Origin of the sequence: Paraburkholderia sp. PGU19 (assembly GCF_013426915.1) — a bacterium.
Classification (GTDB): domain Bacteria; phylum Pseudomonadota; class Gammaproteobacteria; order Burkholderiales; family Burkholderiaceae; genus Paraburkholderia.
The window spans coordinates 1,942,418-1,960,212 of record NZ_AP023180.1; the positions used below are offsets into that span (position 1 = coordinate 1,942,418).

Consider the following 17,795-nt stretch of genomic DNA (forward strand, 5'->3'; position numbering starts at 1 on the left):
TTCCTTGCCTTTCCGCCGCGCGTGGCGGACGAAGCACTGACGACTAGCGGCCCAGACCGCCCATCATCATGTACTTCAGTTCGACGTACTCATCCATTCCGTACTTCGAGCCTTCACGGCCGAGGCCCGACTGCTTGACGCCGCCGAACGGCGCGACTTCCGTCGAAATGATGCCTTCGTTGATGCCGACCATGCCGCTTTCCAGCGCTTCCGCGACGCGCCATGCACGCCCCAGATCGCGCGTGTAGAAGTACGCGGACAAACCGAACGGCGTATCGTTCGCGGCCTTGACCGCTTCGTCTTCCGTCTTGAAGCGGAAGCACGCGGCGACCGGGCCGAAGGTTTCTTCTTCGGCGATCAGCATCGGTTGCTTCGCGTCGACGAGCACTGTCGGCTCGTAGAACGTGCCGCCCAGCGCGTGACGCTTGCCGCCCGTCAACGCCTTCGCGCCATGCTGGAACGCATCGGCGACGTGCGCCTCGACTTTCAGCAGCGCGGCCTCGTTGATCAGCGGACCTTGCTCGACCTCGCCCTTCAGCGCATCGCCGACGCGCATCTTCTTCACGGCTTCCGTCAATGCCTGCGTGAACGCGTCGTAAATGCCGTCCTGCACATAGAACCGGTTCACGCACACGCAGGTCTGCCCGGTGTTGCGGAACTTCGACGCCATCGCGCCCTGCACGGCGGCGTCGATGTCGGCATCGTCGAACACGATGAACGGCGCGTTGCCGCCCAGTTCCAGCGACAGCTTCTTCAACGTATCCGCCGACTGCTTCGCGAGCAGCTTGCCGACGCGCGTCGATCCCGTGAACGACAGCTTGCGCACGACAGGCGATTCCGTCAGCACGCCGCCAATCGCCACGGCATCGCCCGACACGATGTTGAACACACCCGCCGGAATGCCCGCTCGCTCCGCGAGCACGGCCAGCGCGAACGCGGACAGCGGCGTTTCTTCGGAAGGCTTCAGGACCATCGTGCACCCGGCTGCGATTGCGGGGCCGGCCTTGCGTGTGATCATCGCGAGCGGGAAATTCCACGGCGTGATCGCCGCGACCACGCCAACCGGCTCACGCGTGACGATGATCTTCGAATCGGGCTTCGGGCTCGGAATCACGTCGCCGTAGCTGCGCTTCGCTTCTTCTGCGAACCATTCGAAGAAGCTCGCGGCGTAGCCGACTTCGCCCTTCGCTTCGGCGAGCGGCTTGCCTTGCTCGCGCGTCAGCAGTTCGGCGAGCGCGTCGCGATGTTCGAGCATCAGCTCGCCCCAACGCTTCACGCGTGCGCCGCGCTCTTTCGCGGTCAGCGCGCGCCAGGCGGGGAACGCGCGCTCGGCGGCGTCGATGGCTTGCGCCGTTTCCTGCGCGCCACCCTTCGCGACGTTGGCGATTACCTCGCCCGTTGCCGGATTGCGAACGGGATACGTGTTCGCGCTTTCGTACCACTCGCCGTTGATGTAGTGGCCTGTGCGGAGAAATTCACTCATGCTGCTTTGTCCAGATTGCTTGCTACGTCGGCGAACGTGCCTTGTGCGGCACGCGCTTCGCGCGCGATGCGCTTGCCCGCCGTGTAGTCGTTGATCAGATCGCATGGCGTGTAGTTGCGCTCCAGCTCGTGCAGTTCTTCCGCTTCGAGCTTCGTGCCCAGCGCGGCCAGTGCGCTGTCGAACTGCGCCGGTGTATCCGCGCCGACCAGCATGCTCGCGATGCCTTCGCGTTGCAGCACCCATGCCTGCGCGATCTGCGCCGCAGAGACACCGCGCTTCGCCGCCACGCGCGCCACCGATGCCGCGATCTCACGCGACGCCGTGTCGCCATACATTTGCGCGGTGAAGAAGTCGGTCTGGTTGCGCGTCGATTGCGCGTCGCTGGTCAGAAGACCGCGCGCGAGCGGGCTGAACACCGACACGCCCACACCCTGATCCTGGCAATACGGAATCATTTCGCGCTCTTCCTCGCGATAGGCGAGGTTCAGTTGCAGCTGCATGTTGATCGGCTTGTGCCAGCCGTTGCGCTCGCACACCTGCATGATCTTCGCGAACTGCCACGTGTACATCGTCGATACGCCGATGTAGCGCGCCTTGCCTGCGCGCACGATGTCGTTCAGCGCGCCCATCGTCTCTTCGACGGGCGTGTTCACGTCGAAGTAATGCAGCATGTAGATATCGACGTAGTCCATGCCCAGACGCGACAGCGAACCGTCGATGCCGTCCATGATGTGCTTGCGCGAATGGCCGCCCGCGTTCTGGTACGTGCCCATGTCGTAGCCGACCTTGGTCGTCACGACGATCTCTTCGCGGCGCGCGAGGCGCTTCAGGATGCGGCCGACCACTTCTTCGCCGACGCCCGTCGAGTAGAAGTCAGCCAGGTCGATGAAGTTGACGCCGGCTTCGAGCGCGTGACGCACGATCGGCTCGCTTTGCGCTTCATCGAAAATCCACGGCTTCCATTGCGGCGTGCCCATGTTCATCGTGCCGAGGCACAGACGCGAAACCTTCAGGCCCGACTGGCCGAGGCGAATGTATTCCATTGCGATGTCTCCTGTCGGCCCACGTTGGCGCTTTAGCGCCTACGTGGGCCCCATGCCAGGTCGATCAGAGTTGGCGCTTCAGCGCTTACTCTGATCCCTTGGCGAGTCGGCCCACGTTGGCGCTTTAGCGCCTACGTGGACCCCATGCCCGCTAGGGCGTAGTGAATACGAAGGCTTATCGCTGCTTCGGCGTATAGAACGGGTTCGACACTTCTCGCGCGGCGGCAAACACTTCTTCCTTGTGCGGCAGGCCCTTCATCGCCGCGAGAATCGCGTTCTTGCATGCGCGGTAGTTGTTCTCGAACACGGCGTCGAGATCGTCGGTCTTCGGGTTGACCCAGTTCGCCGACACGACGACCCAGTCGTTTTCCGCTTCGGGCGGCAGCGTGCCGTTCTCCAGCGACTCGGCCACCGCCTTCGCGATGCCCGCCTGCGATGCGCCCCACGTTGCGTTGCCGTGGAAGTCGCCTTCGATCTGCGCCTTGTTCACGTACAGCGTCAGCGGCTTGGTCGGCACGCCCGGACGCGCGATCACGACGAACGGCGCGTGGCCGGCGGAAGGCGTCGACAGCGCGGTGGCGAACGCCTGACCAGCGGGGCCGTTGCGCGGACCGACCAGCACGTTGATGTGCGCGAGGTTCACGCCCGGGCCTTCGAATCCTTCGCCGATATACAGTTGCTTCTCAGTGGTGCTCATCTGTCCAGTTCCATCAGGTTGAGTGGGATGCGCTGATTGTGCTGGCCGCCAGGCAGGACGATGAAGCGATGTTTTTTGATCCGGGGTATGAGGCGGACTCAACTCCGGGTTTCCACTGAGTGATGGCTGGTGAGGAAAAACGCTGAGGTGAGGGTTTTCGGGAGGCACGAAGATCAGACGCGAACGACGCTTTAAACAATGGCGGAGCGTTCTTAAGAAACGCGTCAGCAAGGTACGCGAGAAGCGCGCCGACGTTTCGCACGAAATCCCGAAAATCCTTTCTGCATAAGGCTTTCGCGGCAGTCACTAGAATCATGAGACCGCGCTTGCCCCAGCGCCGCGAGGTGTATCGCAGGCAAGCAACGGCGAATCCGGCGCGCCGTGTCGAACGGGCGGCGCCAGTTAAAGGTGAGAGTTTTCGGGATTCCCGCGACGGTGCGCCTGGCAACTGCGCTTTCGCTCACTGTACGGTTCACCGGTCAAAGGCCGGCACCGCTGCGGGATGAAAAAACAGGAAGGTGGAGCAAGCGCACTTATCGGCTAACGGCGACGGGCGCTTGCGCCAGTTTCATTCGTCGATCAAAAACTTGTCGCGATTCTTACCCGCGAGCCAACCCGGCGCACGGCCACGACCGCTCCAGGTTTCGCCTGTCTTGGGGTTGCGGTATTTCGGCGGCAGTGCAGCTTTGCGCGCCGCCGCGCGCACCTTGCTCGAGAAGCCAAGCTCCTCGGCGGTGATGCCGTATTCGGCAATCTTCTGTTTGATGTCAGCGATCGCCTGAGTCACTTCCTGTTCACGTGCTTGTTCCATCTCCTTCTGAAGCTTTTCGAGTTGGGCGGTCAGCTGTCTGTATGTGGCCATCTGGCGAAGTCTCCTTGCAAAGCTGTACGGCAACTCAGACCGTACCAGACCTAAAAAGTGCCGGGTAGCAGTGTAGTGCTGTCAGAGATCCACGAGCACTGCGCACCGTCAAACAAACGTGCGATCAGATTCACGGTGGGATCGCTGAACCAGCGGGTACCGAAGGCACGTGGCCATCGGAACGATTCGATCGACAGGCCGGGGCCGCAGACTTGCCTTGACCACCGAACGTGTCCGATGGAGGGTATACGAAGCGGGTCCTACACGCATCGAACAAACCGAGCCCGCCATTGCGCCATGCGAGCGTCACGACGCGAGCCACGTCGCCGCGCTCGACATAGCCTTGCATCGCATCCGTCAAGCGCGCGAGACGCGCGGCCGTGAATCCTGCTCTGTCCATGAACACGTTCCGTGGGCAAGGCCAGCGCGCGCAACACCGCGACGCTCAGCGCTTGTAACGAACTTCGAGTGCGTGCAACGCGTCGCTGAGCCTCTGGACGCGCCTGATCTGTGACGGCACCAGCGCGGCAAGCGACACCGATTCGATGCGGTTGCGCCAGTAAGACAGCGGAATACCGTCGGCAGCGGAGATGCGCGAGATGACGTGTTCCAGGTGCTCGATATCCTTTTCTATCTGCTCGTGATTCATTGCCTTCCCCGTCGTCCCTCGCAGGGCGCCTCGGTTAGCACAGAATGTGCCGCGGGAAATCGACTGCCGCTCTCTCAATGTCGTTGTAGTGACTGCACACGCTTCCCAGAATCGGATGGGCAGCGCATTGTTCCTTGTCACGCAACCTCATCCGCTATCAGAAATCTATACGAGGATATCGATGCGTTCCGTTGGGCGGCGCACGGAAGCGCCTCGCGCGATGCGCCAGCGCAACGCTCGCGGGTCGCGCGAGTCGACGATCGCGAGTGGTTGTTCAAAGCGGTCGAGAAATCCGCCGACGCATGCTTCGATCTGCGCGAATGCTACAACGAAGACGCAACGGTTCAGGTCGATGCATGTGCATCGACCGCGACATGCAGCGCGCGATATATCGTCGTGACGTGCTTCAGGAAGTCAGCGGGCCGCGAGCGCGGCCCGGCATGGCGGCAGTGCTACTTACTTTCCGCGGCAGGCGTAGAGCAGGCTGCGCACGCCGTTCTGGGTCGTCGTGCGTATCGTGTCGAACGCGCCGCCACACATCGCTTGCGCCTGCTGATCGCAGTTGTCGGAGCCTGCGGGGCATTGAACGAGCGTGGTGGGCTGGCCATCCGGCGCGAAGAGCGGCGGCGCGCTGCTGCACGCGGCGAGCGCGCCCGTCATCGCGACGACGACCGAAAGCGCCGCGCCGCGAACCCAATGCATGACGCGCGCCGTGGATGTTTGACTGCGTTTCATGGAAAACCCCGTTGGCCACTTGTTTTTCGACGAACGCGATTGTGCCATGGCCGAGTTGCGTTGCGTTTATCGTGTTATTGAGTCTGTGGCTTCGGTTCAGTTATCGGCTCTGCTATCGGCTGTCTGTCGGGTTCCGCAAGCGTCTTGTAGGGCATCGGTCCATGCGTGCTCCCGGCGATGCGCATGAACACCTGCTCGACGTCGGGGATCGCTTCGAGTTGCTGCTGCAACGCGTGCCTGTCGAACGATGCGGGCGCGCAGCCTTCTGCATAGACGAAGCGGCGCTGCACCGTGATCCACACGCTCGTGCCGTCGAATGCATGCGGGTTCGTAAAGCGCGCGTGGATCGCGCTGGCGATATCCGCGTCATACAGATAGGAATTCGGCTTCGTGCATTTGTGCGCGAGCCAGCAGGTCGTGCCTCGCTCCACGCGATAGTGCGCGTCGTCTTCCATCTGTGCGTGCGTCATCATCGGGCCGAGCGGCACGGGGCAATCGGCGATCGCGTGCGAAAGCGCGAAGAACGGATCGTTGTACCAGTTGCGCCGTTCACCTGGCGCCGCCGCCGATGACGCCTCTTGCGCATGCAGCACATTGCAGGCGACGCTCGCGATAAACGGCATGATCCAAACGATCCAGCGTGCCATGGCCAGGTCTCCTTTGGCTTCGGGTTGCTGTCAGCATCACGATCGTACTGCGCGGCGGCTTTGCCCGGCGACGCTCACACTTCGATGCCGTACGCAGCGATCTTCTTGTAGAGCGTCGCGCGCCCCATGCCGATGCGCGCGGCCGCTTCCGTGACGCGTCCTTCGCACGCGCGCAACGCTTCGTCGATAAAACGCTTTTCGAACGCGGCCATCGCGTCCGCCCACTGTTGCGGCTGCGCTTCGTCCGATACCCCTGCCGCCGTGATCTGCACGGGTGCGGGGGCATCGAACCCAATATGTCCGCGCACGGGCCCGATGAACGGCGCAAGCGCGCGCGCATCGATACGCTCGCTGTCCGACAGCATCACCGCGCGCTCCAGCGTGTTGCGCAACTCGCGCACATTGCCTGGCCAGCCGTACGCGCACAACAGCCGCAGCGCGTCGTCCTGCAGTTCGAAGTGACCGCCGCGCACCTGCGTCGACAGATCTTCGAGGATCGTATAGGCGAGCGCCTCGATATCCGTTTGCCGCTCGCGCAGCGGCGGCGCTTGAATGGTGAGCACGTTGAGGCGATAGAACAGGTCCGGGCGGAAACGCCCTTCCCCGACAAGCGCGGGCAGATCGGCCGAAGTCGCCGCGATGATCCGCACGTCGGCGCGCACGATCCGATTCGACCCGAGCGGCTCGAACTCGCGATCCTGCAGCACGCGCAACAGCTTGCCTTGCAGCGGCAAAGGCATATCGCCGATTTCATCGAGAAACAGCGTGCCGCCATCGGCCAACTCGAACTTGCCGACGCGTCCCTTGCGGTCCGCGCCCGTGTACGCGCCCGCCGCCGCGCCGAAGAACTCGACTTCGAGCAGCGCATCGGGAATCGCCGCGACGTTGACGGTGACGAGCGGCTTGGTCGAGCGCGCGGACGCGCCGTGGATCGCATGCGCAAGCAGTTCCTTGCCGGTGCCCGTTTCGCCGAGCAGCAATACGGGCGAATCGACTTGCGACGCGCGACGCGCCTGGCGCTTCACTTCGAGACTGGCCGCACTCGTGCCGACGAAGCTCGCGAACGTGTACTTCGCGCGGCGCGCCTGCGCGAGCGACTGGCGCGTCGCGATCAGTTCCTGTTGCACGCGCGAGTAGTGGGAGAAGAGCGGGGTGAGCGCCTTCATCTCGTCGAAGAGCGCAAAACCGACGGCGCCGACCGTCTTGCCCGCGTCGTCCTTCAACGGCAGGCGGGTGACGACGAGCGGCTCGCGGTCGGTTTCGAGAATGTCGAGCAGGATCGGCTTACCCGTCATCACGACTTCGCGCATCAGGCTATTCGGGATGACGGCTTCGCAGTCGCGGCCGATCGCCTGTTGCGGATCGGCAAAACCAAAGCGTGCCGCGTAGCGTTTATTGATCCACACGACGCGCGCGTCGGCATCGACGATGAAGGTGCCTTCGCTGAAGTTCTCGAACGTGCGGAAGAGCGAGTCCATCGCGCGGCGCAGGACTTCGCTGTAGGTCGCGGGCAGGCCCGACCAGTCGTTCATCATGTTGTCGCTGTCTCCTGTGGATCATAGTGGGCGCTTCAGCGCTTACTGTGATCCCGTGCAAGGCTGATACCTTTTATGCTTATTGTCTCAATTTGTGGACCGATTATCTCACGTACGAGACCTGCAACAACCCCGCTGATTAAGGTATGCTTCGCCGAATCGAATTCGACAGACTGCAATTTGTCTCCATTCAGAGACAAATTTGTACTATCGTTCGAATCGTCGCGCGGCTCTTTTCGCCGCCCGGGCCGCAGAAGCCCGGCTGACGGGCATGGCACGGAACCTGCGTTCTCGGGCGCCGGCCACCGCGCCTCGCCGCGCGCGTCCACGTAGAACAACCAAGCATTGGAGACTCAATTGGCTTTTGTCATCGTCCTCGCCGCCCTGGCGTTCCTGATGTTCGCCGCTTATCGCGGCTACAGCGTCATTCTCGTCGCGCCGATCGCCGCGCTCGGCGCGGTGCTGCTGGTCGATCCCGCCGCCGTCGCGCCCGTGTTCTCGGGCATCTTCATGGAGAAGATGGTCGTCTTCGTGAAGCTGTACTTCCCTGTGTTCCTGCTCGGCGCCGTGTTCGGCAAGGTGATCGAATTGTCGGGTTTCGCCGCGTCGATCGTGCACTCGGCAATCCGCTATATCGGCCGCTCGCGGGCGAATGCGGTGATCGTCGCCGTGTGCGCGCTGCTGACATACGGCGGCGTCTCGCTGTTCGTCGTCGTGTTCGCGGTGTATCCGTTCGCCGCGGAACTGTATCGACAGAGCAATATTCCGAAGCGTCTGATGCCGGGCGCGATCGCGCTGGGCGCGTTCTCGTTCACGATGGATTCGCTGCCGGGCACGCCGCAGATCCAGAACATCATCCCGACCACATTCTTCAAGACGACGGCATGGGCCGCGCCCGGCCTCGGTATTGCCGGTTCGCTGTTCATCATCGTCGTGGGCCTGTCGTTCCTCGAATGGCGCCGCCGCTCGGCGATGGCGAAGGGCGAAGGCTACGGCACGTCGCTGCTGAACGAGCCGGAGAAGATGGAAACCGACAAGCTGCCGCATCCGCTGCTGGCCATTGCGCCGCTGATTCTGGTCGGCGTCGCGAACTTCGTGCTCACGCGCATGATTCCCGAATGGTACGGCGCGACCTACACCGTTTCGCCCGACGTGCTGCCCGGTAACCACGGCGCGCCCGTTACGGCGACGATCAAGTCGCTGGTCGCGATCTGGTCGGTGGAAGGCGCGTTGCTGCTCGGCATTCTGCTCGTCGTCATCACGGCGTTCGGCAGCGTGAAGGAGCGTTTCGCTTCGGGCACGAAGGCGGCTGTCGGCGGTGCGTTGCTCGCCTCGCTCAATACCGCGTCGGAATATGGTTTTGGCGGCGTGATCGCGGCATTGCCGGGCTTCATCGTGGTCAGCGATGCGCTCAAGAGCATTCCGAATCCGCTCGTGAATGCGGCCGTGTCGGTGAGTTCGCTGGCGGGTATCACGGGTTCCGCATCGGGCGGCATGAGCATCGCGCTCGCGGCGATGTCGGATCTGTTCATCAAGGGTGCCGACGCTGCGCATATTCCGATGGACGTGCTGCATCGCGTGGTCGCGATGGCGAGCGGCGGCATGGATACGCTGCCGCACAACGGCGCGGTGATTACGCTGCTGGCCGTCACGGGCCTCACGCACCGCGAGTCGTATCGCGACATCTTCGCTGTGACGATCATCAAGACGCTGGCTGTGTTCTTCGTGATCGGGCTTTACTACGCGACTGGGCTGGTTTAAGTAAGCCGCTGTACTAACGCAAAAGGGGGCGCACTGCGCCCCCTTTTTCATTGCACGCCGCTCACATGCAACCCGTCGATCCAGCAGACGTGAGCGGCATCACGCACGTTCAGCTGGACACGTACGCAACATACGGCCCAGCGCCAGCCGACGACGCCGGCTGCCCCGAAATGCCGTAGTACATATGCCGGCCGTAGAAGAACGGCATGCCGATGTCGATCGAATTGAACAGCGCAACGCCCAGATTATTGAACGCGTAGTTGCCGGAATTGATCAGCGTCACGCCGTTGCTGACGTTAAACTTGACGGTTGCCGTAGCGGAATTGGCCGCCGTGAAGACAGCCGACATTCCCGTCGGCGCCGCCGGCGTGTAGAAGCCGTTCGATGCCTTGCTCAGCGCCGTGCTCTGGAAGTACAGACCGCTCGATCCAGAATCGAAGAATGCCGTCTTGCTGTACGAGCGTCCTTCGAACACGGCATCCATATCTCCCCAGATACTGGTCGGCAAGATGGTCGCGTTGGTGCCGCTCAGCGCATTGTTCGATTGCGTGTCGATGCCGAAGACGAGCGTTCCCGTTCCCGTTGCAGCACCCGTATCGGGCACTTGCGCCATCTCGACGATCACGCCGTTGTTGTCGGTCGTGAACTTCGTTACAGGGTTGGTCACCTGATTGGCGATCGTCACCTGCGCCGGCGTGCAGCTCGAACCCGTGCACACGTAGTAGGCACCCGCGACAAGGCTGTTCTGACAGTTGGCGCCGCAATCGTTCGGCGACGTGCCGATACCGAGAATGCCGTTCGCGCCGAGCGCCGTGGGCGTCGTCATGTTGGTGCCGACAAGGCAACCGTTGATGCCCGTCGGAATGGTCGCGGCCAGCGACGGATCGGCGATCACCTGGATCGGCACGTTCTGCGCGACTTCGCTCGACAGGCTCACGTCTGCCGTACGCACCGTGCCCCATGTGTTGCCCGAGCCGAACGACTCGCATTCCGCGACGGCTTGAGCGCCTTGCATCTGCTGCTGCAAATTGTTCAACGTCGGAATGACGGAAGCGAACAGGCGCAGGCCGAACGATTCGGTGTCGACGAGCACGTTGTCGATCGTCGAGCAGTTCAACGCGGCGCCGCTATTCGGCGCGCAAACCTTCACGCTCACCATCGGGAAATTCCGCACGTTGCTGAACGACGAAACGACGATAGGCACCGTATTCGCCGAGCCCGACGACACAGGCACCGCCGTCGGATCGGCGAATGCGGTGCTCACTGCCGCCGCAGGCGTCGACGTGCCGGTTGCGCTGCTCGTCGACGCGTTCGACGAACCGCCGCCTCCGCCGCATCCAACCAGCGCCACACACATGCCGCTGACGGCAAGAATCCATTTCAATGCACGCATTTTCAGTCCCCTCGCCTTATTGGATATCGTCGCTGCCCACGCCGGCGGGAAGACCCGTCGGCAACCACGCACGTCCGACGTACGCGCCCATATGGCCGCCCGTCTGGACTACGACATCCGAACGCTGCACCGTCGCGGGACCGAATGCGCTGCCCTGCTGCGCATGCTGTTGATTGACGGTGTCGAGGTAGCCCGCAAAGTAGCTGCCCAGCAGCGAGCTGAGATCCGGCATGTGGGGGCCATGCCAGGACACGGCGAAGACCACGCCCGATTGACCGACGTACTCGCGCACCAGCGTGCCGTCGGTGAGCGTCGCTTCGCTGACGGTGTAGGGCACGGCCGTTGCGCTCAGGCGCATGACAGCCTGAGTGGAGCTTGTGGTCGTTGTTGCGGTGTAGGTGGGAGACGAGCCAAGCGCCGCGTGAGCGGAAAGGCAGTTGGCGAATGCGGCTGCTGCCAACAGGCATTGCAAACGTAACTTCATTCAAGTCCTCGGTTTATTTTTTCTTCGATTGAAGCCAATCCCCGTTCGCTCACGACATGCGAGCGATTTGATATTTTGCTTCCGTCGGGTCTTTAAAGGCACTACTACCACTTAGATCTTCATTCATGATTTTTGCATTTATTCCGCATTGACTAGAACATGACAAAGATCAAACTCTGTTAACGGTCTGAGGGTTTTAAACTGAAGGGAGACGCAGGAGAAAAGCCAAGCTCGCCTGCAATATGTGAATTGCAAAATGAGAGGCGACTTCAAACAGACAGCAGAATGAAATGTATAGAAAGATTATATTAATCTTTTAGATGCCGGGCTGTCGTCACGCAATGCGGCTTTAAAGGTGCTTTATCCGCGCGAGGAAATGGTTTAAGAAGCGCGCACAAACAACAACGGCGCGCTGCCCGAAAGCAAGCGCGCCGTTTTATTCGTTCTTGTTAGAGAGCCTGAACCGACGGACCATCGTGTTTCGTCGATTCGACGACGATGTCTCCCCGATCATGTTCGACCTTCGCATTGCGATTCAGGTCGGCGCCAACCTCGCGCGTGCCTGAAGTCGATACAGATTCCGTCATGGTGTCCAGGGAAGGCGTGAGATAAATAACGACAGATCGCACAGAAACTCCGTTTGGCACCGAGCAGTTATTTTAACGCATGCGACCGGGACCGCTCGCGTTTGTGCGATCGGCGGACGAACAAAATCCGGACGACGCCGGGCGGCGCCGTCCTCATGCATCGACGGAAAGTGCCGGCTCTAGTGGCGCATCGACTCCGGCAGCGACAGCAGCAACGCCGTCACATCCATGTCCTCGTCGAGTTCAGGCCAGATCAGTTGCTGCTTGTCGATCGAAATGGCGAAGTGTTCGCGCTCCGCTTCGGTTGCCGCAGCGAGCGTGGGAAACCAGTTGAGTGGAAACTCGACGGCGCGGCCGTCGGACAGATCGAGAAACAGGTGTGCACTATCGAAATGCACATCGACGGCATCGGCACGCATGATTGCCTCCCGCAGGGGTCCACTCAAACGATAGTCGTGCCAGCCCCGCGCTTCAAGCGCATTGCACGGGGCGCGAACAGAAAAAATCGCGGCGGAGAAACCCCTTACAGTTCGGGCCGCGCGAGGTCATGTTCGACGATATGCTCGCCGTACACCTGCGCCGCAGCGAGCGCTTCTTCTTTGGTCGGATAGGGACCGAGATCGGGCGCGCCGTCGAACGGAAAGAGCAGGCGCCCGTCCGTCTTGCGCACCACGCGCAGCACGCCGAAAAAGCGCCGGTAGCCCGCGAGCTTCGAGCCCGCGCTGACTTCGAAATCGCCCTCGCTCTTGCCGGGCACACTGGGAATGAAACCGCTCATGATGACGTCTTGAATGCGTGCACTGTCGTGCGAAAAGCGCTATTTTCGCACGCTCACTGTGAGCGGTTCATGTCAGGAACCGCATGCGCATTCAAGCGCGCATTCAGCGGTGCGTCGACGCGTCGCCGGGCCGTTCGTTGATGTACGTCGCGACATCGCGCTGTTCCAGTGCGTCCCCCAGCTTCATGCGCAGGAAGCTGCTCGTCGTGTAGCGCGTCACGCTCGAATAGAACTGGTTGACGAGCTTCGTGATGGTCGTCGAATAGATGTCGATCAGCTCGGGATTGATCGAAAAATTGTCGTAATTGACGATGGCCTGCGGCTTGAACCGCACACCCGACAGAAGCGATGCGACCTGTTGCCAGATCGCGTCGATCTGCTCCTGCGTCGTCACCTGCAAGCCCTCGAAGTTGACGAAGAACATGTTCTTCTCCGCGTCGTAATTGAAGCGCTCTTCGAGCGGCAGGCAAAGCAGCAATGTGCGCAGTCCCATCGGCGCGTCGCGAAAGATGCGCTCGTCCATCAGGCGCGGCGGGCGCTCGATGATCGGCTTGAAGCCCATCTGCGCGACGATATCGTTCTCCACGTCGACGCCGGGCGCCACTTCCGTCAGTTCGAGTCCGCGTGGCGTCAGCGTGAACACGCAGCGCTCGGTGATGTACAGCACGTGCTGCCCGCGCTTCGCGGCATATTCGCCGCTGAACGTGCGATGCTCGACTTCATCGACGAACTTCTGGCTCTTGCCTTCGCGTCTGATCTTCAGGCGCCCGTCTTCGATCGCGACATCCAGATTGCCCGCATTGAACGTGCCGACGAACACCACGCGCTTCGCGCTCTGGCTGATGTTGATGAAGCCGCCCGCGCCCGCGAGCTTTGGCCCGAATTTGCTGACGTTGAGATTGCCCTGCCGGTCCGCCTGCGCGAGGCCGAGAAACGCGAGGTCGAGACCGCCGCCATCGTAGAAATCGAACTGATACGGCTGATCGATGATGGCCTGCGTATTCGTCGCCGCGCCGAAGTTCAGCCCGCCCGCCGGAATGCCGCCGATCACGCCCGGCTCCGTCGTCATCGTGAACAGATCGATCACGCCCTCTTCATTCGCGACGCTCGCAATGCCTTCCGGCATGCCGATGCCCAGATTCACCACGCTATTGGCCATCAGTTCCATCGCCGCGCGTCGCGCGATCACCTTGCGCTCGGTCAGTTCCATCGGCGGCACGGAACTCGCGGGCACGCGCAGTTCGCCGGCGTAGGCAGCGGAATACGGTTCGGCAAACGTCTGCCAATGATGCTCGGGCCGCGCCACCACGACGCAATCGACCATGATGCCCGGTATCTTCACCTCACGCGGATTGAGCGTGTTCGTATCGGCGAGCCGTTCGACCTGCACGATCACGACGCCGCCCGAATTGCGCGCGGCCATCGCAATGGCCAGCGCTTCGAGCGTGAGCGCCTCGCGTTCCATCGTGACGTTGCCGTTCGCGTCGGCCGTGGTGCCGCGAATGATCGCGACGTCGATCGGAAAGGTCTTGTAGAGCAGATACTCGTTGCCGTCGATTTCCATCAGCCTGACGAGATCGTCCGCCGTTCGGCTGTTCAGCTTGCCGCCGCCGTGGCGCGGATCGACGAACGTGCCGAGGCCAATTGTCGACAGATGCCCCGGCTTGCCCGCGGCGATATCGCGGAACAGGTGCGAAATCACGCCTTGCGGCAGGTTGTACGCCTCGATGCGACCGTCGATGGCGAGTTGCTGCAGCTTCGGCACCAGCCCCCAATGCCCGCCGATCACGCGCCGCACCAGCCCTTCATGCGCAAGATGATTCAGCCCTTTAGACTTGCCGTCGCCCTGGCCGGCGGCGTACACGAGCGTCAGGTCGAGATGCGCGCTCGACGCATCGGGCGTCCCCAATGCGCCTGGTCCGCCCGATGTCGCCGCGTTCGCATCGAAGAAACGCTCTTCGAGCGCGATCGCGACTTCCTCGGCGAAACCGACGCCGACGAAACCACCCGTCGCGAGCGTGTCGCCCGCACGGATCAGTTCGACCGCGGCGCGCGCGCTGACGACCTTGTTACGCCCGACCTTGCGCTCGGTCACGGGAAACGGGTACTGGAATACGGCGCGCATGGGGTCTCCTTGTTGTTGACCAGATTCAGCGCTTCAGCGTCCCATGCAAGATGGTTGCTACCGGTTCGTATAACGCCGTAGCGGGTTGCGCCACTCAAGGTGCAACCGGCAAGCACGCGCGGTTTTTTGCGGTGCCTGACCATGCAATTTAGCAAGCCACAGAGCGATCGTCAGCATTTATTGGCAGCGGCGTTCAGGCGTCCGAATTCGCCGATCCTGCGTTCATTTAAAAACGATTCGCGCGTTCTTTTGCACCGCATTTTTCGGTATTGCGAGAAAGCTTAGGTAAGCAGAGCTTTTCCATTGAGCGTCATTTCTTTGTTAAAACGATGCATCGCGCATTTAGGAAAGGTATTCGGCATGCGCGTCGTTGTGTGACCAACGACGAGGTAGTTCGAGGCCTCGAAAACAGGCACAATCGTGTGGGCTAAACAAATGCACCGGCGCGCCGTAAACGTAGAAAGCAGCGCCGTCCGCAAGCGCAGCAACAATTACCGCCGAAGCGGCTGGCCACCATGAAAGGCAACACACTTCCCCACCCAATCGACGCACGATGCGCGGCGCGCGTGAGTTCGCTCACGTTCGCGGCACGCCCTGCGTTTATTACGGCGCCGCGTTTGCGCCCGCTCCGCGCATTGCGCGCACATTAAGGCGAGTCCGGATATGCCGACTAGCCTCACGTTGAAATGGCGCCGCGCGCTGCGCCGGCACGGCGAAGACAGATCGCGCCAGGACCAGCACTTCCTCGCGCTGCTGCTCGACGCATGGTCGAACCGCCGCCCGGTCGGCCCGTTCGGCTTCGCGGTCAGTGTCGCCACGGGGATCGGCGCCGGGGCGACGGGTATCGCGCTGCAAATGGCCCTGCGCGGGCCGGCGAGCGCGCCGTTCAGCGTGCAGGTCGCCGTCGGCGCGACGGCGGGCGCCATCGCGATGATCGCGACGCGCCAGCGCTTCGCCGCGCAAAAGGCGCGACAGGCGGCAACCACGGCGCTCGCCAGTTCGTTTCTCGATGCAAGCCGTGATTGCGTCAAGCTGCTCGACTTGCAAGGGCACATGCTGCGCATCAACGACTACGGCGCGACGCTGATGGAAGCGGCGTCGCCCGTGCAACTGGCGGGCGCGGACTGGCTCGGCTTCTGGAAAGGCGACGACAGTGACGCCGCGACGGCCGCTTTCAGGAGCGCGCTGAACGGCATGCCCGCCTCTTTTCGCGGCAGTTGCACGACGACCACAGGCCAGCCGAAGTGGTGGGATTCGCAACTCATTCCCGTGAAAGACCACGCCGGCAAGGTCGTCGCCGTGGTCTGCGCATCGCTCGATATTACGAGCCAGACGCAACTGCTCCAGCAACTGCGCGCGAAAAGCGAGCTGATGTCGGAGATGGAAGCGCACGTCAAGCTCGTGTTCTTCTCGTACAGCGCGAACTTCGAATATTTTCATTACATCACGGCGGGTTCGTCCAACGTGTTCGGCGTCGAGCCGGAAGAGTTCATGCGCAACCCGCACGTCTGGCGCGACATGGTCGTGCCGGAAGACCGCGCCGCGCTGCACGCGGAAATGGCGCGCATCATGGCCGAATCGTCGGAAGGCCGCGCGGAGTATCGGATCAGAAAAGCCGACGGCTCGGTGCGCTGGCTGCGCAGCACCGGCTACCCGGTGCTCGACGACAAAGGCAATGTTCTGCGCATCGTCGGCATTACGGAAGACGTCACCGTCGAGCAGGAGCGCATCGCCGAACTGGACCGGCTCGCGTACACCGATTCGCTCACGGGCCTCGCGAACCGCGCTGCGCTGCTGCGTGAAATCGAAAGCCGCTGTGCAGCGGGCAGGCCGTTCGGCCTGATGTTCGTCGACCTCGACCGCTTCAAGGTCCTTAACGACACGCTCGGCCATCTCGCCGCCGACCATCTGCTGCGCAACGTCGGCGGCATCATTCGCCGCTCGCTGCCGGGCGATGCGTATGTCGCGCGTCTGGGCGGCGACGAGTTCGCGGTGCTGATCGGCAGTGTGGTCGACAAGGCGGGGCTCGAAACACAGGCGAAGGCGCTGCTCGGCGGGCTGTCGGAAAACCGGCTGCAGGACAGCGCGGGCGCGTTCATCACGGCGTCGATCGGCATTTCGATTTACCCGGAGCATGGCAGCGGCCACGATGCGCTGCTGTCGAGCGCCGATGTCGCGATGTACGCCGCGAAGAAAACCGGCCGCAACGGGTATCAGTTCGCGGGCGAGGAGGCGGCGCGGACCATCGGCGACTTCGAACTCGAGCGCGACGTGCCCGAGGCGCTGAAGACCAATCAGTTCTTCCTGCACTTCCAGACCATTCACGAGCCGCATTCGCTCGCGGTGCATAGCGCGGAAGCGCTGATCCGCTGGCAGCACCCCAGGCGAGGCAAGATTTCACCGGGGGATTTCATTCCCCTGCTCGAAGAAACCGGCTTCGTCGAGGACGTCGGCGTCTGGGTGCTCGACAACGCGCTGCGCCAGCTCGCCGCGTGGCGTCAGGCGGGCTCGATGAACCTCGGCGTGTCGGTGAACGTGTCGGCGCGGCAACTGGGCAGCGAGCAGATCGTGCGCGAGGTGGACCGCGCGCTCAAACAGTTCGGCATTCCGCCCGGCAAGCTCGAAATCGAGCTGACGGAAACCGCGCTGATGAAAAACCCGAAGCAGGCGCAAAAGTCGATCGTCGAACTGAAGCGGCTCGGCGTGCATATCGCCATCGACGATTTCGGCACCGGCTATTCGAGCCTCATGTATCTCGCCGATTTCGAGCCGCACACGGTGAAGATCGACCGGCATTTCACGTCGAAAATCGAGCACGATCCGACGACGCAAACCATCGTCGAAGGCGTCATTGGCCTTGCGCACAAGCTGGGTATCGAGGTGATCGCGGAAGGCGTCGAGGAGAAGGCGCAGCTCGAAATTCTGCGCCAGGTGAACTGCGACTATGTGCAGGGCTATCTGCTCAGCATGCCGCAGGCGCCCGAAGGACTGATCACCCCGTCGTGAACTGGGCGTC

Annotated in this window: 16 protein-coding genes; 2 read left to right on the forward strand and 14 right to left on the reverse strand. The window is 62.3% G+C overall.

What is annotated here, in order from left to right; all coding sequences use genetic code 11:
* Positions 1–43: 43 nt before the first annotated feature.
* The 8 genes from H1204_RS26330 to H1204_RS26365 all read right to left on the reverse strand — a co-directional run bounded on the left by H1204_RS26330 (position 44) and on the right by H1204_RS26365 (position 7,651).
* A complete protein-coding gene (locus H1204_RS26330) occupies positions 44–1,483 on the reverse strand; it encodes an NAD-dependent succinate-semialdehyde dehydrogenase (protein WP_180731442.1) in 1,440 nt (479 codons plus the stop codon).
* On the reverse strand, positions 1,480–2,526 hold the full coding sequence (locus tag H1204_RS26335) for an aldo/keto reductase (RefSeq protein WP_180731443.1): 1,047 nt from the start codon (positions 2,524–2,526) through the stop codon (positions 1,480–1,482). The genes H1204_RS26330 and H1204_RS26335 overlap by 4 nt, the downstream gene beginning before the upstream one ends.
* 175 nt (positions 2,527–2,701) lie before the next feature.
* Positions 2,702–3,223: a formaldehyde-activating enzyme gene (fae, locus tag H1204_RS26340; protein WP_007747950.1), complete on the reverse strand. Its 522-nt coding sequence runs from the start codon at positions 3,221–3,223 to the stop codon at positions 2,702–2,704.
* 568 nt (positions 3,224–3,791) lie between these two features.
* The gene (locus tag H1204_RS26345) at positions 3,792–4,085 is read right to left on the reverse strand and encodes an H-NS histone family protein (RefSeq protein WP_180731444.1); all 294 of its coding nucleotides are present in this window, start codon (positions 4,083–4,085) and stop codon (positions 3,792–3,794) included.
* Between the two features lie 445 nt (positions 4,086–4,530).
* Positions 4,531–4,734 (reverse strand): hypothetical protein, encoded by a 204-nt coding sequence (locus tag H1204_RS26350; protein WP_180731445.1) that lies wholly within the window; start codon positions 4,732–4,734, stop codon positions 4,531–4,533.
* A 456-nt stretch (positions 4,735–5,190) separates the two neighbouring features.
* Positions 5,191–5,469 (reverse strand): hypothetical protein, encoded by a 279-nt coding sequence (locus H1204_RS26355; RefSeq protein WP_180731446.1) that lies wholly within the window; start codon positions 5,467–5,469, stop codon positions 5,191–5,193.
* A 74-nt stretch (positions 5,470–5,543) separates the two neighbouring features.
* Complete coding sequence (locus H1204_RS26360) at positions 5,544–6,116, reverse strand: BON domain-containing protein (protein WP_180731447.1); 573 nt, start codon at positions 6,114–6,116, stop codon at positions 5,544–5,546.
* A 74-nt stretch (positions 6,117–6,190) separates the two neighbouring features.
* On the reverse strand, positions 6,191–7,651 hold the full coding sequence (locus H1204_RS26365; protein WP_180731448.1) for a sigma 54-interacting transcriptional regulator: 1,461 nt from the start codon (positions 7,649–7,651) through the stop codon (positions 6,191–6,193).
* 357 nt (positions 7,652–8,008) lie between these two features.
* Here H1204_RS26365 and H1204_RS26370 point away from each other — a divergent pair, with 357 nt between their 5' ends.
* A complete protein-coding gene (locus H1204_RS26370; protein WP_180731449.1) occupies positions 8,009–9,412 on the forward strand; it encodes a GntP family permease in 1,404 nt (467 codons plus the stop codon).
* A gap of 109 nt (positions 9,413–9,521) precedes the next feature.
* On the opposite strand, the gene H1204_RS26375 is transcribed toward H1204_RS26370, so the two are convergent.
* The 6 genes from H1204_RS26375 to H1204_RS26400 all read right to left on the reverse strand — a co-directional run bounded on the left by H1204_RS26375 (position 9,522) and on the right by H1204_RS26400 (position 14,779).
* Complete coding sequence (locus H1204_RS26375) at positions 9,522–10,805, reverse strand: DUF3443 domain-containing protein (protein WP_180731450.1); 1,284 nt, start codon at positions 10,803–10,805, stop codon at positions 9,522–9,524.
* 16 nt (positions 10,806–10,821) lie between these two features.
* Entirely contained in the window at positions 10,822–11,289 is a 468-nt protein-coding gene (locus H1204_RS26380) for a DUF2844 domain-containing protein (protein ID WP_180731451.1), read from the reverse strand.
* Between the two features lie 449 nt (positions 11,290–11,738).
* Positions 11,739–11,918: a hypothetical protein gene (locus H1204_RS26385; RefSeq protein WP_180731452.1), complete on the reverse strand. Its 180-nt coding sequence runs from the start codon at positions 11,916–11,918 to the stop codon at positions 11,739–11,741.
* Positions 11,919–12,055: 137 nt separating this feature from the next.
* The gene (locus H1204_RS26390; protein ID WP_007587719.1) at positions 12,056–12,295 is read right to left on the reverse strand and encodes a DUF2442 domain-containing protein; all 240 of its coding nucleotides are present in this window, start codon (positions 12,293–12,295) and stop codon (positions 12,056–12,058) included.
* A gap of 104 nt (positions 12,296–12,399) precedes the next feature.
* Positions 12,400–12,654: a DUF6723 family protein gene (locus H1204_RS26395; protein ID WP_180731453.1), complete on the reverse strand. Its 255-nt coding sequence runs from the start codon at positions 12,652–12,654 to the stop codon at positions 12,400–12,402.
* A gap of 103 nt (positions 12,655–12,757) precedes the next feature.
* Positions 12,758–14,779 carry an acyl CoA:acetate/3-ketoacid CoA transferase gene (locus H1204_RS26400; RefSeq protein WP_180731454.1) on the reverse strand — a complete coding sequence of 674 codons (2,022 nt, stop codon included), beginning with the start codon at positions 14,777–14,779 and terminating at the stop codon, positions 12,758–12,760.
* 663 nt (positions 14,780–15,442) lie between these two features.
* Here H1204_RS26400 and H1204_RS26405 point away from each other — a divergent pair.
* Positions 15,443–17,785 (forward strand): EAL domain-containing protein, encoded by a 2,343-nt coding sequence (locus H1204_RS26405; protein WP_180731455.1) that lies wholly within the window; start codon positions 15,443–15,445, stop codon positions 17,783–17,785.
* The last annotated feature ends 10 nt before the right edge of the window (positions 17,786–17,795 follow it).

What these genes read in the sequence shown, in the direction of transcription:
- H1204_RS26365 (WP_180731448.1), bottom strand. Translation starts at nt 7,651, where the DNA reads ATGATGAACGACTGGTCGGGCCTGCCCGCGACCTACAGCGAAGTCCTG.
- H1204_RS26335 (WP_180731443.1), bottom strand. Translation starts at nt 2,526, where the DNA reads ATGGAATACATTCGCCTCGGCCAGTCGGGCCTGAAGGTTTCGCGTCTG.
- fae (WP_007747950.1), bottom strand. Translation starts at nt 3,223, where the DNA reads ATGAGCACCACTGAGAAGCAACTGTATATCGGCGAAGGATTCGAAGGC.
- H1204_RS26345 (WP_180731444.1), bottom strand. Translation starts at nt 4,085, where the DNA reads ATGGCCACATACAGACAGCTGACCGCCCAACTCGAAAAGCTTCAGAAG.
- H1204_RS26395 (WP_180731453.1), bottom strand. Translation starts at nt 12,654, where the DNA reads ATGAGCGGTTTCATTCCCAGTGTGCCCGGCAAGAGCGAGGGCGATTTC.
- H1204_RS26400 (WP_180731454.1), bottom strand. Translation starts at nt 14,779, where the DNA reads ATGCGCGCCGTATTCCAGTACCCGTTTCCCGTGACCGAGCGCAAGGTC.
- H1204_RS26350 (WP_180731445.1), bottom strand. Translation starts at nt 4,734, where the DNA reads ATGAATCACGAGCAGATAGAAAAGGATATCGAGCACCTGGAACACGTC.
- H1204_RS26405 (WP_180731455.1), top strand. Translation starts at nt 15,443, where the DNA reads ATGCCGACTAGCCTCACGTTGAAATGGCGCCGCGCGCTGCGCCGGCAC.
- H1204_RS26330 (WP_180731442.1), bottom strand. Translation starts at nt 1,483, where the DNA reads ATGAGTGAATTTCTCCGCACAGGCCACTACATCAACGGCGAGTGGTAC.
- H1204_RS26360 (WP_180731447.1), bottom strand. Translation starts at nt 6,116, where the DNA reads ATGGCACGCTGGATCGTTTGGATCATGCCGTTTATCGCGAGCGTCGCC.
- H1204_RS26380 (WP_180731451.1), bottom strand. Translation starts at nt 11,289, where the DNA reads ATGAAGTTACGTTTGCAATGCCTGTTGGCAGCAGCCGCATTCGCCAAC.
- H1204_RS26375 (WP_180731450.1), bottom strand. Translation starts at nt 10,805, where the DNA reads ATGCGTGCATTGAAATGGATTCTTGCCGTCAGCGGCATGTGTGTGGCG.
- H1204_RS26390 (WP_007587719.1), bottom strand. Translation starts at nt 12,295, where the DNA reads ATGCGTGCCGATGCCGTCGATGTGCATTTCGATAGTGCACACCTGTTT.
- H1204_RS26355 (WP_180731446.1), bottom strand. Translation starts at nt 5,469, where the DNA reads ATGAAACGCAGTCAAACATCCACGGCGCGCGTCATGCATTGGGTTCGC.